Origin of the sequence: Streptomyces composti, assembly GCF_012034205.1 — a bacterium.
GTDB lineage: Bacteria > Actinomycetota > Actinomycetes > Streptomycetales > Streptomycetaceae > Streptomyces > Streptomyces composti.
In genome coordinates, this window is record NZ_JAATEM010000011.1 from 75,794 (window position 1) to 90,073 (window position 14,280).

Here is a 14,280-nt window from a genome sequence, read left to right on the forward strand (position 1 = left end):
CGGTGTACCAGAAGTGACAGGCGGCCCGCGGAGCGTGCCGCACGAGGAGCGACCGGCCGAGTGGGGGTTCGGATGCGCTGGTGGAAGGACAGGGTACGACGGCTGGCGGCGGGCGCGGCGGCGCTGCTCGCCGCGGTGGCCCTGATGGTGTGGGGAGCGGCGCCCGCCGCGGCCGGCGGGCCGACGAGCGTGCTGCTGGTCTCCCCCGAGAGCGGGCAGACCGCCTCGCTGTACCACAGCGACAAGGAGTACGCCGCGCTGGAGCGGCTGCTGGGCCCGCTCGGCCGGGGCACGCGCGACAAGCCGCCGGAGGCGGACCTGGTGTCCTCGCGGCTGATCAATGTCAGCTGGATGGTGCACGACGTGGACCCCTGGCGGATCGACCGGGTCTATCTGATGGCCGAGGGCAAGGCCGTGTGGGTCCACACCGCGGGAAGGCTCACGGGGGCGCCCACCGGGGCCTGGCATCGCGCCGAGGAGCCGTCCGAGCTGCGGGGACTGCTGAAGAGCCTGCGCCTGATGGGCGAGAAGTCGAGCGCAGGGTCCGGGGCCGCGGTCTACCCGGCGCCCTGGGAGAGGGAGGCGGCGTCCGCCCCCGCGCAGGAGGCTCCGGATCAGGACCGGGAGAAGGCGGCGGTCACCGCCACCCGGCCCCCGGGTGACACCGGCTGGTGGTGGGCGATACCGGGCACGGTGGCCGGGGTGGCCCTCGGCCTGGTGCTGCGGCCCCAGGTCAGCCGGCTGCCGTTGCTCCGCCGACGCCGGGAGCCGCCGGAGCCGCGGCAGGAGCTGCTGGATCTGTGAGGCGTCGCCGCGCGTCGGCCGGGCACGGGGCCGGACCGCCGCACGGCGAGCCGCGGCGGCGTCAGCCGAGGTCGATCTCCGGGTACAGCGGGAAGCCTGCCACCAGGTCGGTGGCGCGGCGGGAGACCTCGTCGGCGATCTTCGGGTCGAGGATGTGGGAGGCCTTGGACGGGGCGCCGGACTTGGTGGTGCCGGGCTCGGTGGCGGTGAGCACGCGGTCGATGAGTCCGGCCACCTCGTCCATCTCGGCGGTGCCCAGGCCACGCGTGGTCAGCGCGGGGGTGCCGATGCGGATGCCGGAGGTGTACCAGGCGCCGTTGGGGTCGGCGGGGATGGCATTGCGGTTGGTGACGATGCCCGAGTCGAGCAGGGCGGCCTCCGCCTGGCGGCCGGTGAGGCCGTAGGAGGTGGCGACGTCGATCAGGTTGAGGTGGTTGTCGGTACCGCCGGTGACCAGGGTGGCGCCGCGGCGCATCAGGCCCTCGGCGAGGGCGCGCGAGTTGTCGACGATGCGCTGGGCGTAGTCCTGGAAGGAGGGCTGCCGCGCCTCGGCGAGGGCGACCGCCTTGGCCGCCATGACGTGCGGGAGCGGGCCGCCGAGGACCATCGGGCAGCCGCGGTCGACCTGGTCCTTCAGGGAGTCGTCGCACAGCACCATGCCGCCGCGCGGGCCGCGCAGGGACTTGTGAGTGGTGGTGGTGACGATCTGGGCGTGCGGTACCGGGTCGAAGTCGCCGGTGAGGACCTTGCCCGCGACCAGGCCCGCGAAGTGGGCCATGTCGACCATGAGCGTGGCGCCGACCTCGTCGGCGATCTCCCGCATGATCCGGAAGTTCACCAGGCGGGGGTAGGCGGAGTAGCCGGCGACGATGATCAGCGGCTTGAACTCACGGGCCTGGGCGCGCAGCGCCTCGTAGTCGATCAGGCCGGTGGCCGGGTCGGTGCCGTAGGAGCGCTGGTCGAACATCTTGCCGGAGATGTTCGGGCGGAAGCCGTGGGTGAGGTGGCCGCCGGCGTCCAGGGACATGCCGAGCATCCGCTGGTTGCCGAAGGCCTGGCGCAGCTCGGCCCAGTCGGCCTCGGAGAGGTCGTTGATCTGGCGGACGCCGGCCTTCTCCAGGAACGGCGCCTCGACGCGGTCGGCGAGGACGGCCCAGAAGGCGACGAGGTTGGCGTCGATGCCGGAGTGCGGCTGCACGTAGGCGTGGCGGGCGCCGAACAGCTCACGGGCGTGCTCGGCGGCCAGCGCCTCCACGGTGTCCACGTTGCGGCAGCCGGCGTAGAAGCGGCGGCCGATGGTGCCCTCGGCGTACTTGTCGCTGAACCAGTTGCCCATCGCCAGCAGGGTGGCCGGGGAGGCGTAGTTCTCGGAGGCGATCAGCTTGAGCATCTCGCGCTGGTCGGCGACCTCCTGGCCGATGGCGTCGGCGACGCGCGGCTCCACGGCGCGGATGACGTCGAGGGCCGCGCGGTAGGCGGCGGACTCGCGGGACAGGGGCGCGGACGGGTCGGACATCAGGACCTCCGGACGTGGGCGTTCGGCGTACACGGTTCGGCCCAGGCGCACGGCACACATTCCCGTACGGGCCGCTCCCCGATGGTCGGTCCCATCCCAGCGCGCCAGTCACGGCCCTCGGTCAGCCTACCGGGTGCACGCCGCGCCCCAAGGAGAGCGTCCGCCATGCGGGCGGGCTGTCCCCGTGCACGGCACGGGCGGGCCCGCGGGCCGAGCGGACCGAGCCCGGCCGAGGGCTCAGAGGATCACGTGGGGCAGGAAGCGGGCGTATTCGTCGGTCACCAGACCCGAGGACTCGCGGATGCCGAGTCCGGCGGCCTCGTTCTCCACCACCCAGGCGCCCAGCACCACATGGTTGCCGTCGAAGGCGGGCAGCGGCGCCAGCTGCTGGTAGCAGCAGGGTTCGTCGCGGATCACCGGGTCGGCGCCGGGCTCGTGGACGGTGACGCCGGCGCCCTCCCGGCCGAGGAGCGGCTTGGCGACATAGCCGGCGGTGCGGGCCAGGTCGCGCGGGCCGTCGAGGTAGGCCGGGAGGAGGTTGGGGTGGCCGGGGTAGAGCTCCCAGAGGACGGCGAGCAGGGCCTTGTTGCTGAGCAGCATCTTCCAGGCCGGTTCTATCCACAGGGTGCTGCCGGTGCCGCCGCCGTTGTCCAGGGTGTCCAGGACATGAGCGGCGAAGCGGTCGGTGGTGAGCCATTCCCAGGGGTAGAGCTTGAAGATGCTGCGGATGAAGCGCAGCCGGGTGTCCACGAAACGTCCGGAGAGCCGGTCCCAGCCGATCTCCTCCATGGAGATCCACTGCGTGTCGAGCCCCGCCTGCTCCGCGGTCTCCTTCAAGTAGGCGACCGTCATCAGGTCCTCGCCCAGCTCGTCGGCCTCGGAGTTGGCGAAGTACAGCACGCTGCCCGGCGGGAGCAGGGCGGACTGCTTCTTCCAGGCGCCGACGAGGCGTTCGTGCAGGGAGTTCCACTGGTCGGCGCCGGGGAAGCGCTCCTCCATCCAGAACCACTGCGGGGACGCCGCCTCCACCAGCGAGGTGGGCGTGTCGGCGTTGTACTCGAGCAGCTTGGCCGGTCCGGTGCCGTCGTAGCGCAGGTCGAAGCGGCCGTATACGGAGGGCAGTTCGGCGCGCCGCCGCCAGGACTCGGCGACCGCGGCGGCCACCCTCGGGTCGGTGATGCCGAGGTCGGCGAAGCGTCCCGCGGTGACGATGTGCTCGGCGGCGGCGAGGCACATGCGGTGCAGTTCCTCGACCGTCTCCTCCAGCGCCTCCACCTCCTCGAGGCTGAAGACGTAGTAGGCGCTCTCGTCCCAGTAGGGGCGCAGGGAGCCGTCCGGGTAGCGGGTGAGCGGGTAGATCAGCCCCTGTTCCTCGACGGTCTGCTGCCAACCGGGGCGGGGGTCGATGGTGCGGCGTTCCATGGGTGGCCTTCGGTCGGCGTCGGCGGGCAGGGGGCGGCGGGCCGGCGGGCCGGCCGTCGCTCAGCCGCCGCCGCTGCCGGAGCCGGAGCAGCCGAAGCCGCCGCGGTCGACGGCCTCGCTGCGGCTGAAGGTGCCGTTGTCGGCGTAGCCGTTGCTGACGTCGGCGTCGTAGTACCAGTCGGCGTCCATGCGTTTGCCGCCGGACTTGCGGCTCTTGCCGTAGGAGGACGAGCCGGTGGACTTGCAGTGCCTGTCGGCGACGATCTTGTAGCCGTTGATGAAGTCGTAGCTGTCGCGGTCCACGCAGCGGCGGTCCGGGTCCGAGCCGCAGGCGGACAGGGCCGCCGCGAGGACACCCATGCCGCCCAGCACCACCGTGCTGGAGCGCAGCCGCCTCGGTGTGTCTGCCATGTTCTTCACTCCCCCGTGTACTGCAGAGCGGTCGGCCGTCCGTACGCCGACTCGCCCCGGACAGCGTAGAGATGGGCCCGACGGGGTGGCGAGAGGCCCCCTGACCGGCCCCTCGTTCTACTGTCCTTATGTGATCTTTGGCATGGTGTGCGCGCTTGGTTCGGCGCTCTGCTACGGCACGGCGACGGTGCTCCAGGCGATGGCCGCCCGCGCGGCGGCGGCCACCCGTCCGAGCGGTGATGTGGTGCTGCTGCTGCGGGCGCTGCGTCACTGGCGCTATCTGCTCGGGCTGGCGCTGGACGGTCTGGGCTTCGGACTGCAGATCGTCGCGCTGGAGCTGGTCCCGATCTACGCGGTGGGCGCGGCGCTGGCGGCGAGCCTCGCGGTGACGGCGGTGGTCGCGGCGTGGCTGCTGGGCATCCGGCTGAGCCGGGTGGAGTGGACGGCGGTGGCGGTGGTGTGCGCCGGTCTGGCGATGCTGGGCCTGGCGTCGGGGGCGGAGGGCACGGAGCCGGACCCCGGCTGGCTGGACTGGCTGATGCTCGGCACGGCGGGCGCGGTGCTGCTGCTGAGCGCGGTGGGCGGGCGGCTGCCGGAGCGGGCACGGGCCGGCACCCTCGGTCTGGGCGCCGGTTTCGGTTTCGGCGTGGTGGAGGTGTCGGTCCGCCTGGTCGACGAGTTCTCCTCCCCGGCGGCCCTGCTCACCGACCCGGCGGTCTACGCCCTGCTGCTCGGCGGCGGCGCCGCGTTCCTCCTGCTCACCTCGGCTCTGCAGCGCGGCTCGGTCACCGCGGCCACGGCGGGCCTGGTCCTCGGCGAGACGATCGGCCCCGCTCTCGCCGGTGTCGTCTGGCTCGGGGACCGCACCCGTCCCGGCCTGACCTGGCTGGCCTTCCTCGGCTTCGCGGTGGCGGTGGCGGGCGCCCTCGCCCTGAGCCGCTTCGGCGAGGCCCCGAGTACGCCGGATGCCACCGAGGCAGCCCACAGCGCGGACTGAGCGGGCGTCAGGGGACTGCGCGGTGCCGTTCTCCGGGCACGGCCCGCGGATGAGGGCCCGCCCCCGCAGACGTGGGCACGGCCCGCGGATGAGGGGCACGCCCGCAGACGAGGGCACACCCCGCGGATGCACGCCTCCCATGTCAGGGCAACGCCTTGCACAACGCCTCCAGCGTGGCCGACCACGCGTGGTCGGGTGGGGTGGCGTAGCCGACGACCAGGGCGTCCGGGGAGGTGACCTCGGCGGCGGGGTGCCGGTAGCGGCTGAGGCCGTGCACGGTCAGGCCCTGCCAGGTCGCCGCCTGCACCACGGACTGCTCGGTGCCGGGCGGCAACCGGAGCACCGCGTGCAGGCCGGCCGCGATGCCGGTGACCCGGACGTCGGGGGCGCGGACGGCGAGCGCCTCCACCAGGGCGTCGCGGCGGCGCCGGTAGCGCAGGCGGGCGGAGCGGACGTGCCGGTCGTAGGCGCCGGAGGTGAGGAACTCCGCCAGGGTGAGCTGCTCCACCACACTCACCGAGCGTGCCCCGCCGTGGTCGAGGACGTCCGGCAGCAGAGCGGGCGGGACCACCATCCAGCCCAGGCGCAGGCCGGGCGCCAGGGCCTTGCTGGCGGTGCCCAGGTAGACCACGCGGTCGGGGTCGAGGTCCTGGAGCGCGCCGACCGGCTGGCGGTCGTAGCGGAACTCCCCGTCGTAGTCGTCCTCCAGGACGAAACCGCCGGTGCGGCCGGCCCAGTCGATCACCGCGGCCCGGCGCTCGGGCCGCAGGGCCCCGCCGAGCGGGAACTGGTGGGCGGGGTTGAGCAGGACGGCGTCCTCGTCCCCGAGGGTGTCGGTGCGGGTGCCCAGGTCGTCGTAGGAGAGCGGGGTGGTGCGCAGGCCGGTGCGTTCCACCAGGTCCCAGTGGACGTCCAGGCCGTAGGGCTCCACGGCGAGGGTGCGGCCGCCGCGGGCGTGCAGCGCCTCGGCGATCAGTCGCAGGCCCTCGGCGAATCCGGAGCAGACGACCAGGCGTTCGGGGTCCGCGCGCACGCCCCGGACGCGGGCCAGGTACTCCGTGAGGGCGGCGCGCAGCTCCGGCCTGCCGCGCGGATCGCCGTAGCCGAGGGTTTCGCTGGGGGCGGCGGTCAGGGCGCGGCGGGTGGCCTTGAGCCATTCGGTGCGCGGGAAGGACGCCAGGTCGGGGCTGCCCGGCATGAGGTCGTACGGCAGCCGGCCGGGGGAGCGCCGGGGCGCGGCCGGACGGGCGGGCGGCTGCGGCACCGGGTGTTCGGCGACCCGGGTGCCGGAGCCCTGCCGTGCGGTGAGCCGGCCCTCGGCGACCAGGTCGGCGTAGGCGTCGGCGACGGTGTTCCGGGCGATGCCCAGGTCGGCGGCGAGGGCGCGGGAGGAGGGCAGCCGGGTGCCGGGAGCGAGCCGGCCGGTGCGGATGGCCTCGCGCAGCGCGTCGGTCAGGCCCCGGCGCAGCCCTGGCCCGGTGGGCTCCAGATGCAGGTCGATACCGGAAGTGGCCCAGGAATCTGCCATGGAAATGGACCATACTCCTGGGCTGCTTCGCTCCTAGGGTCGATGCCATGACGACCACGACCACCACGGAAACGAACACCACCGACGGCTACGCCCCCGAGCAGCCCCCGCGTCTCGACTGGGCCGCCCTCGCCCCCGACGTCTTCAAGGCGATGGTCCGGCTGGACGCGGCGGCCCGCAAGGGCCTCGACCCGCGGCTGCTGGAGCTGGTGAAGATCCGCGCCTCGCAGATCAACCAGTGCGCCATCTGCCTGGACATGCACAGCAAGGACGCCCTGGCGGCCGGCGAGAGCGTGGAACGGATCATCCAGCTGAGCGCCTGGCGGGAGTCCCCGCACTTCTACACGGAGCGGGAGCTGGCGGCCCTGGAGCTGACCGAGGCGGTCACCGTCCTCACCGACGGCTTCGTCCCGGACGAGGTCTACGAGCGCACCGCGAAGCACTTCGAGGAGGCCGAGCTGGCGCAGCTGATCGCCGCGATCACGGTGATCAACGCCTGGAACCGCTTCGGGGTGACCTGCCGCCGCACGCCGGGCCACTACCAGCCGGGGCAGCACGCATGACCTCGAGCACCACGACCGCACACCCGCCTGCGAGCACGACCGCACCCGGGCCGGCACCCGCCCCTGCGCGGACGACCCTGCTGGACGACGACGTCCGCGCCGCCATGCGAGCGCTCGGTGCCGCCGCCAAGAAGGGCCTCGGTGATCCGGCCCTCGCCGAGCTCGTCCAGCTGCGCGCCTCCCAGCTCAACCGCTGCGCGTTCTGCCTGGACATGCACCTCGGCATCGCCCGCGAACACGGCGTGAGCGAGCGGCAGCTGGATCTGCTGGACGCCTGGGAGGAGGCCGGTGACGGCGTCTTCGACGAGCGGGAGCGGGCGGCACTGGCGCTGACCGAGGCGGTCACCGTCCTCACCGACGGCTTCGTGCCCGACGAGGTCCACCAGCGCGCCGCCCGGCACTTCGACGCCGCGCAACTGGCCCACCTCGTCGCCCTGATCACCGTGATCAACAGCTGGAACCGGCTGATGGTCAGCCGCCGGATCCCGCCGGGGAGCACCCGGTGGTGAGCGCGGTGGGGAACGAGGTCATGAGCAGAGCCCGTGCCTTCCGGGCGCTGCATCACCACCGGGCGCCCGGCGACCCGCTGGTGCTGCCCGGCCCCTGGGACGCGGCCGCCGCCCGGGTGTTCGCCGAGGCGGGGTTCCCGGCGCTCGCCACGCCCAGCGCGGGCGTGGCCGCCTCGCTCGGCTACCGGGACGGGCAGACCCCGGCGGAGGAGATGTTCGCCGCGGTGGCGCGGATCGCGCGGGCCGTGGACGTCCCCGTGTCGGCGGATGTCGAGGGCGGGTACGGGCTGGAGCCGAAGGAGCTGGTGGAGCGGCTGCTGGAAGCGGGCGCGGTGGGCTGCAACCTGGAGGACTCCGAGCACGGGGTGCTCAAGGACCCGCAGGCGCACGCCGACTGGCTGGCCGAGGTGCGGGCCGCGGCGGGCGAGGCGCTGTTCGTCTACGCCCGCATCGACATCTTCCTGCACGGCACCGGCGACGCCGGGACTCCCGTCGAGCAGCTGTCCGAACAGGCCATCGAGCGGGCGGCGTTGTACGGGGCGGCGGGCGCCGACTGTGTCTATCCGATCGGCGCCCCCGTCTCCGTGCTGCCGCTGCTGCGGTCCGGCATCCATGGGCCGCTGAATGTGCACGCCCTGGTGGGCGCGGGCCCCTCGCCCACCGAACTCGGTGAACTCGGGGCCACGCGCGTCACCTTCGGGCCGGGCCTGCAGCGGCGTGCCGCCGAGGCTCTGCGCGGCATCGCCGCTCAGCTGAAGGCCCCGAGCGCCTGAAGCCCGGACGCCCCAGGGGTCAGGGCAGCCAGGAGCGCCAGGTGGACTCGTGGCTGTCCACCCACTTCTTCGCCGCCTGACGCGGGGTCAGCTTCTGGTCGGCGATCATCAGGGCGACCTCGTTCTGGTCCTCGGTCGTCCACTTGAACTTCTTCAGGAAGTCCGCCGCCTTCCCGCCCTTCTCGGCGAAGTCCGCGTTCAGGTACTTCTGCAGCGGGGTGTGCGGATAGGCGCAGGCGACCTTGGCCGGGTCGGCGTCGCAGCCCTCCTTGTACGGCGGCAGCTTCACCTCCGTCATGGGCACCTGCTCGGTGAGCCACTGGGGGGTGTACCAGTAGGTCAGGAAGGGCTTCTTCTGCTTGGCGAACTGCTTGATCTGGGTGATCTGCGCCGCCTCGGAGCCGGCGAAGACCACCTTGTAGTCCAGCTTCAGGTTCTTCACCAGCGCCTTGTCGTTGGTGACATAGGACGGTGAGCCGTCCAGGAGCTGGCCCTTGCCGCCGCTCTCCGGGGTGCGGAACTGGTCGGCGTACTTGTTGAGGTTCTTCCAGTCGGTGACGTCCGGGTGCTGCTCGGCGAAGTACGTGGGGACGAACCAGCCGATGTGCCCGGTGACGCCGAGGTCGCCGCCGCGGGCGATGGTCTTCTTGTCCTCGACGTAGCGCTGCTCCTGGTCGGGGTGGCCCCAGTCCTCCAGGATGGCGTCGACCCGGCCCTGGCTGAGCGCGTCCCAGGCGGGCACCTCGTCGACCTGCACGGTGTCGACGCGGTAGCCGAGTTCGTGCTCCAGCAGGTACTGGGCGACGGCGACATTGGCCTGCGCGCCGACCCAGGACTGCACGGACAGGGTGACCGTCCGGGCGCCCTGGGCGTTGGCGAACGGCGACGCCTGCTTGGTCATGTCGGCGGCGCCGCAGCCGGTCAGCGTCAGAAGGAGCAGCGCACCGGCACCGGCCGCCGCGCGCTTCGGACGCGTCCGGCCCGTGCGGGTACGGGGCGGGCGTGTCCGGTGCGGGCCGGTGGTACCGGCCCGGAGCATCCGGGACACCCGGGAGACACGGGACATCCGCATGTCACGCTCCCTTCTTGGCGCGGCGTTCGGTGGGCTGGGTCACCCGGTCGAGCATCAGGCCCAGGCAGACGATCGCGGCCCCGGCCACCAGGCCGGTCGCCAGGTCGCCCTGGGCGAGCCCGAAGACGACGTCGTAGCCGAGCGCTCCGCCGCCCACCAGGCCGCCGATGATGACGACGGCGAGGACCAGCACCACGCCCTGGTTCACGGCGAGCAGCAGCGCCCGGCGGGCCAGCGGCAGCTGGACCTGACGCAGTTGCTGGGCGCTGGTCGCACCGAGCGAGCGGGCCGACTCCAGGGCGGCCGGGTCGACCCGGCGCAGCCCCTGGGCGGTGATGCGCACCACGGCGGGCAGCGCGTAGACGATGGCGGCGGCGACCGCAGGGGCGCGCCCCACCCCGAAGAGGGCGACGACCGGGATCAAGTACACGAACTGCGGCATCGTCTGGAACACGTCCAGGACCGGACGCAGCAGCCGCTCGACGCGGTCGCTGCGGGCCGCGGCGATGCCGGTGGCGAAGCCGATCACCAGCGTGACGGCGACGGCGGCGAGGACCTGGGAGAGCGTGTCGAGGGACTGGTCCCACACGCCGAGCACCCCGATGGCGGCCATGGCGAGCACGGCGGTCAGCGCGGTGCGCCAGGTGCCGATGAGCCAGGCCAGCGCCGCGACGGTGAGCAGCACCGACCACCACGGCAGCCACTGCAGTCCGTCGCGCAGCGGATCCAGCACCCAGGTGGTGAAGCGGCCCGCCCAGTCGGCGGTGCCGCCGACCACGGGCACGCCCGTGTACAGGTGGGCGGTCATCCAGTCGACCGCCCGGTTGACCGGATCGGCGATGCCGACGACCCAGTTCACGGGCCACTCCAGCCGGCCCGCGAGCCGTCCGGCGACGGCGACCACGGCCGCGGCGGCCAGCGCCGCCGACCACAGCGCGCGGGAGTTGGGGGCGGGCGCCTGCCCGAGGCGTGCGCCGGCCGCGCCGGTCACCCGGTCGAGGACCACGGCGAGCAGCACGATCGGCACTCCGGCCGCGAGCGCGGCGCCCACGTCGACCGAGGCGAGCGCCTGGTAGACGCGGTCGCCGAGGCCGCCGGCGCCGATGACGGAGGCGATCACGGCCATCGAGAGGGCCATCATGATCGTCTGATTGATCCCGAGCAGGAGTTCCTTGCGGGCGAGCGGGATGCGGGCGGTCAGCAGGCGCTGGCGTGCGGTGGAGCCGAGCGACTCGACCGCCTCCAGCACCTCCTTGTCGGCGCCGCGCAGCCCGAGCGAGGTCAGCCGGGCCATGGGCGGCGCGGCGTAGATGACGGTGGCGAGGACGGCGGCCGGGACGCCGATGCCGAAGACCAGCACCACGGGGAGCAGATAGGCGAAGGCCGGCAGCACCTGCATGGTGTCCAGGACCGGGCGCAGCAGCCGCTCCATCCGGTCGGACAGCCCCGCGGCCAGGCCGAGCAGCGCGCCGACCAGGACCGACGCGGCCACCGCGACGACCATCAGCGCGAGCGTCTGCATCGTCGGCACCCACATGCCGAGCAGGCCGCAGACGAGGAACGCCACCGCCGTGCCCAGGGCCAGCCGGACGCCGGCGACCCGCCAGGCGACCAGTGCGGCCACCGCCGTCACCCCCGCCCAGCCGACGGCGAGGAGGGCGAGGTAGACGGCGCGTACGGCGATGACGACGACGTTGCTGACGTGGCCGAGGAAGTAGAGGAAGAGGGGGTGGGAGTCCCGGTTGTCGATGATCCAGTCGCTGACGTCGGCGAGCGGTCCGGAGACGTCCACGGTGAGCGCCTCCGGCCAGGCGCCGCTCGACCAGCGGGTCACCGCGAACGGCACCAGGACGGCGGCGAGGAGGGCCAGCACGAGCAGCTTGCGCACGGCGGCGCCGGCCAGGATGCCCGGCGGGGAGCTCTTCTGTGCGGTCGCGGTGATCGTCGCCATCACACCGGCTCCTCGTTCACGGCACCGGCGGCGGGGCCGTCCGCCGCGCCCGCCGTACCGGCCACCACGGCCAGCAGCGCGGGCGCGTCGACCACGCCCAGGCAGCGGCCCTGGTCCATCACCCGGGCCGGCCCGCCCGCACGGGCCACGGCCTCGATGGCCTCGGCCACGGTGGCGTCCGGGCGCACCGCCGGCCCGTTCGCCGCCTCCTCGGCCGACCCGGCGGGGCGCATGGCGGTGCGGACGGTGATGACCTGCTCGCGCGGGACGTCGCGGACGAACTCGCGGACGTAGTCGTCGGCGGGCGAGGCCACGATCTCCTCGGGCGTGCCGAGCTGCACGACCCGGCCGTCCCGCATCAGGGCGATGCGGTCGCCCAGCTTCAGGGCCTCCTGGAGGTCGTGGGTGATGAAGACCATGGTGCGGCCCTCGTCGCGGTGCAGCCGGATCACCTCCTCCTGCATGTCCCGCCGGATCAGCGGGTCCAGCGCGCTGAACGGCTCGTCGAACAGCAGGACCTCGGGGTCGACGGCGAGGGCGCGGGCCAGGCCGACGCGCTGGCGCTGGCCGCCGGACAGCTGGGCGGGTCTGCGCTGCTCCATGCCTTCCAGGCCGACCTTGGCGACGACCTCGGCGGCTCTGGCGCGCCGCTCGGTCTTCCCGACGCCCTGGATCTCCAGGCCGTAGGCCACGTTGTCCAGAACGGTGCGGTGCGGCAGCAGCCCGAAGTGCTGGAAGACCATGGCGGCGCGGTGCCGGCGCAGCTCGCGCAGCCGGGCCCCGTCCATGGCGCGTACGTCCTCGCCGTCGATGGCGATGGTCCCCGCGGTCGGCTCGATGAGCCGGGTCAGGCAGCGGACCAGGGTGGACTTGCCGGAGCCGGACAGGCCCATGACGACGAAGACCTCGCCCTTGCGGACGTCGAAGGAGACGTCCCGGACGGCGGCCGTGCAGCCGGTGCGCCGGCGCAGCTCGGCCTGGTCGAGCGCGGTCAGCTCGGCGTCGCCGGGTATCCGGTCGGCCTTCGGCCCGAAGACCTTCCACAGCCCTTCGACGGAGAACACGGGGACGGCGGCCCCGGCGCCGCCCGTGCCGTCCGCGTTCCCGGTGTCGGTGCCGGCGTTCTTCGGACCGTTGTCCGCGGTCGGTGCGGCGGTACCCATCAGGCGTCACCGCCGATCAGATCGGCGGCGCGCTCGCCGACCATCAGCACGCCGATCATCGGGTTCACGGCGGTCATGGTCGGGAAGACGGAGGCGTCGGCGATGCGGATGCCCTCGAGGCCGCGGATGCGCAGCTCGGGATCGACGACGGCGAGTTCGTCGGTGGCGGCGCCCATCTTGCAGGTGCCCGCCGGGTGGTAGACGGTGTGGGCGACCTTGCGGGCGTACTCGCTGAGCTCCTCGTCACCGGTGATGTGCGGGCCGGGCGCCACCTCGCGCTTCAGCCAGCCGGCCAGCGGCTCGGTCTTGGCGATCTCCCGGGCGATGCGGATGCCGTCGACCAGGGTGCGGCCGTCGTAGTCGTCCTCGTCGGTGAAGTACCGGAAGTCCAGGGCCGGCTTGACCTCGGGGTCGGCGCTGGTCAGGTAGAGACGGCCGCGGCTCTTCGGCTTGGGGATGTTCGGGGTCATGGAGACGCCGAACTCGGGCCGCTGGTAGCCCAGTCGCTCCGGGTTGTCGGTGAACGGGATCTGGTAGAAGTGGAACATCAGGTCCGGGCCCGCGTGCTCGGGGTCGCGGCGCACGAACAGACCGGCGTCGGAGTCCATCGCGGAGTTCTCCGGAATGGGCCCGTGCGTCTCCCAGACGATCACCGACTCGGGGTGGTCGAGCAGGTTCTCACCGACGCCGGGCAGGTCGTGCACCACGGGGATGCCGAGCTCCTCCAGGTCCTTGCGGGGCCCGATGCCCGAGTGCAGCAGCAGCCGGGGCGAGTCGACGGCGCCGGCGCACACCACGACCTCGTTGCGGGCGCGCACCAGGATCTCCTCGCCGTCCTTGGTGCGCACATGGACGCCCTCGGCGCGGGTGCCGTTCAGCTGGAGCTTGTACGCCCAGGTCTCCAGCATGATCGTGAGGTTGGCCCGCTCGTCCATGACCGGGTGCAGATACGCCACCGAGGCCGAGGAACGCTTGTTGTTCTCCGGGTGGTAGGCCAGGTCGAAGAAGCCGACGCCCTCGTTGAACGGCTTCTTGTTGAAGCCCTCGATGCGCGGCACGCCGAGCGCGGCCTGCGCGGCGTCCACGAAGTCACGGGCGATGGCGTTCCGGTCCTTCTCGTCGACCGGGACGATGTTGTTCTTCAGGCGGGCGTAGTAGGCCTCCATCTGCACCGCGCCCCAGCCCTGCGCACCGGCCTGCTCCCACTCGTCCCAGTCGGACGGCAGCGGCTTGAACGCGATGAGCGTGTTGTGCGAGGAGCAGCCGCCGAGGACGCGGGCGCGGCTGTGCCGGATGTGCGAGTTGCCGCGCGGCTGCTCGGTGGTCGGGTAGTCGTAGTCCAGCTCGCCACCGAGCAGGCCCATCCACCGGCGCAGCGTCAGCACGTCGTCCCGGCCGACGTCGCTGGGCCCGCCCTCGATGACGGCGACCGTGACGTCCGGGTTCTCGGTGAGCCGGGAGGCGATCACCGAACCTGCGGTGCCGCCGCCGACGACGACGTAGTCGAACTCCCGCGTGTGCTCGGGCATGAACGGTTCTCCTTCGGGGATGTGGAAATCCGGATGGATGGA

At 73.0% G+C, this 14,280-nt stretch carries 13 protein-coding genes and 1 riboswitch; of the genes, 5 read left to right on the forward strand and 8 right to left on the reverse strand.

All coding sequences use genetic code 11. The annotated features are described in order from the left end of the window. The first annotated feature begins 60 nt into the window (after positions 1-60). Positions 61-804 (forward strand): hypothetical protein, encoded by a 744-nt coding sequence (locus HCJ93_RS11030; RefSeq protein WP_309141375.1) that lies wholly within the window; start codon positions 61-63, stop codon positions 802-804. 61 nt (positions 805-865) lie between these two features. Here the strand turns inward: HCJ93_RS11030 and HCJ93_RS11035 are convergent, their stop codons facing one another. From HCJ93_RS11035 to HCJ93_RS11045, 3 genes are all read right to left on the reverse strand, one after another. Further along, entirely contained in the window at positions 866-2,320 is a 1,455-nt protein-coding gene (locus HCJ93_RS11035) for a glycine hydroxymethyltransferase (protein WP_167993646.1), read from the reverse strand. A 32-nt stretch (positions 2,321-2,352) separates the two neighbouring features. Next, positions 2,353-2,442, reverse strand: a riboswitch (ZMP/ZTP riboswitch). Positions 2,443-2,557: 115 nt separating this feature from the next. Next, on the reverse strand, positions 2,558-3,742 hold the full coding sequence (locus HCJ93_RS11040) for a glutathionylspermidine synthase family protein (protein ID WP_167993648.1): 1,185 nt from the start codon (positions 3,740-3,742) through the stop codon (positions 2,558-2,560). Positions 3,743-3,802: 60 nt separating this feature from the next. Next, a complete protein-coding gene (locus HCJ93_RS11045; RefSeq protein ID WP_167993650.1) occupies positions 3,803-4,153 on the reverse strand; it encodes a hypothetical protein in 351 nt (116 codons plus the stop codon). A gap of 142 nt (positions 4,154-4,295) precedes the next feature. Here HCJ93_RS11045 and HCJ93_RS11050 point away from each other — a divergent pair, with 142 nt between their 5' ends. After that, a complete protein-coding gene (locus HCJ93_RS11050) occupies positions 4,296-5,150 on the forward strand; it encodes a DMT family transporter (RefSeq protein ID WP_167993652.1) in 855 nt (284 codons plus the stop codon). Between the two features lie 142 nt (positions 5,151-5,292). Here the strand turns inward: HCJ93_RS11050 and pdxR are convergent, their stop codons facing one another. Further along, positions 5,293-6,678, reverse strand: a complete 1,386-nt coding sequence (gene pdxR, locus HCJ93_RS11055) for a MocR-like pyridoxine biosynthesis transcription factor PdxR (RefSeq protein WP_167993654.1) — start codon at positions 6,676-6,678, stop codon at positions 5,293-5,295. 47 nt (positions 6,679-6,725) lie between these two features. Between pdxR and HCJ93_RS11060 the strand changes: the two genes are divergently transcribed. The 3 genes from HCJ93_RS11060 to HCJ93_RS11070 are packed head-to-tail and all read left to right on the forward strand — an operon-like array spanning position 6,726 to position 8,523. Next, positions 6,726-7,241: a carboxymuconolactone decarboxylase family protein gene (locus HCJ93_RS11060; protein ID WP_167993656.1), complete on the forward strand. Its 516-nt coding sequence runs from the start codon at positions 6,726-6,728 to the stop codon at positions 7,239-7,241. Beyond that, entirely contained in the window at positions 7,238-7,750 is a 513-nt protein-coding gene (locus HCJ93_RS11065) for a carboxymuconolactone decarboxylase family protein (RefSeq protein ID WP_167993658.1), read from the forward strand. Before HCJ93_RS11060 ends, HCJ93_RS11065 begins: the two co-directional genes overlap by 4 nt. A 20-nt stretch (positions 7,751-7,770) precedes the next feature. After that, on the forward strand, positions 7,771-8,523 hold the full coding sequence (locus HCJ93_RS11070) for an isocitrate lyase/PEP mutase family protein (RefSeq protein ID WP_167993660.1): 753 nt from the start codon (positions 7,771-7,773) through the stop codon (positions 8,521-8,523). Between the two features lie 19 nt (positions 8,524-8,542). On the opposite strand, the gene HCJ93_RS11075 is transcribed toward HCJ93_RS11070, so the two are convergent. The 4 genes from HCJ93_RS11075 to HCJ93_RS11090 form a co-directional block, all read right to left on the reverse strand. Beyond that, positions 8,543-9,424: an ABC transporter substrate-binding protein gene (locus tag HCJ93_RS11075; RefSeq protein ID WP_240967555.1), complete on the reverse strand. Its 882-nt coding sequence runs from the start codon at positions 9,422-9,424 to the stop codon at positions 8,543-8,545. Between the two features lie 172 nt (positions 9,425-9,596). After that, positions 9,597-11,546, reverse strand: coding sequence for an ABC transporter permease (locus HCJ93_RS11080; RefSeq protein ID WP_167993662.1), 1,950 nt, complete (start codon positions 11,544-11,546; stop codon positions 9,597-9,599). Continuing rightward, entirely contained in the window at positions 11,546-12,709 is a 1,164-nt protein-coding gene (locus tag HCJ93_RS11085; protein WP_240967548.1) for a quaternary amine ABC transporter ATP-binding protein, read from the reverse strand. The genes HCJ93_RS11080 and HCJ93_RS11085 overlap by 1 nt, the downstream gene beginning before the upstream one ends. Next, positions 12,709-14,238 (reverse strand): GMC family oxidoreductase, encoded by a 1,530-nt coding sequence (locus HCJ93_RS11090; RefSeq protein ID WP_167993664.1) that lies wholly within the window; start codon positions 14,236-14,238, stop codon positions 12,709-12,711. The genes HCJ93_RS11085 and HCJ93_RS11090 overlap by 1 nt, the downstream gene beginning before the upstream one ends. Positions 14,239-14,280: the final 42 nt, after the last annotated feature.

What these genes read in the sequence shown, in the direction of transcription:
- HCJ93_RS11070 (WP_167993660.1), top strand. Translation starts at nt 7,771, where the DNA reads ATGAGCAGAGCCCGTGCCTTCCGGGCGCTGCATCACCACCGGGCGCCC.
- HCJ93_RS11065 (WP_167993658.1), top strand. Translation starts at nt 7,238, where the DNA reads ATGACCTCGAGCACCACGACCGCACACCCGCCTGCGAGCACGACCGCA.
- HCJ93_RS11060 (WP_167993656.1), top strand. Translation starts at nt 6,726, where the DNA reads ATGACGACCACGACCACCACGGAAACGAACACCACCGACGGCTACGCC.
- HCJ93_RS11040 (WP_167993648.1), bottom strand. Translation starts at nt 3,742, where the DNA reads ATGGAACGCCGCACCATCGACCCCCGCCCCGGTTGGCAGCAGACCGTC.
- HCJ93_RS11075 (WP_240967555.1), bottom strand. Translation starts at nt 9,424, where the DNA reads ATGACCAAGCAGGCGTCGCCGTTCGCCAACGCCCAGGGCGCCCGGACG.
- HCJ93_RS11045 (WP_167993650.1), bottom strand. Translation starts at nt 4,153, where the DNA reads ATGGCAGACACACCGAGGCGGCTGCGCTCCAGCACGGTGGTGCTGGGC.
- HCJ93_RS11090 (WP_167993664.1), bottom strand. Translation starts at nt 14,238, where the DNA reads ATGCCCGAGCACACGCGGGAGTTCGACTACGTCGTCGTCGGCGGCGGC.
- HCJ93_RS11080 (WP_167993662.1), bottom strand. Translation starts at nt 11,546, where the DNA reads ATGGCGACGATCACCGCGACCGCACAGAAGAGCTCCCCGCCGGGCATC.
- HCJ93_RS11035 (WP_167993646.1), bottom strand. Translation starts at nt 2,320, where the DNA reads ATGTCCGACCCGTCCGCGCCCCTGTCCCGCGAGTCCGCCGCCTACCGC.
- HCJ93_RS11050 (WP_167993652.1), top strand. Translation starts at nt 4,296, where the DNA reads ATGGTGTGCGCGCTTGGTTCGGCGCTCTGCTACGGCACGGCGACGGTG.
- HCJ93_RS11085 (WP_240967548.1), bottom strand. Translation starts at nt 12,709, where the DNA reads ATGGGTACCGCCGCACCGACCGCGGACAACGGTCCGAAGAACGCCGGC.
- pdxR (WP_167993654.1), bottom strand. Translation starts at nt 6,678, where the DNA reads ATGGCAGATTCCTGGGCCACTTCCGGTATCGACCTGCATCTGGAGCCC.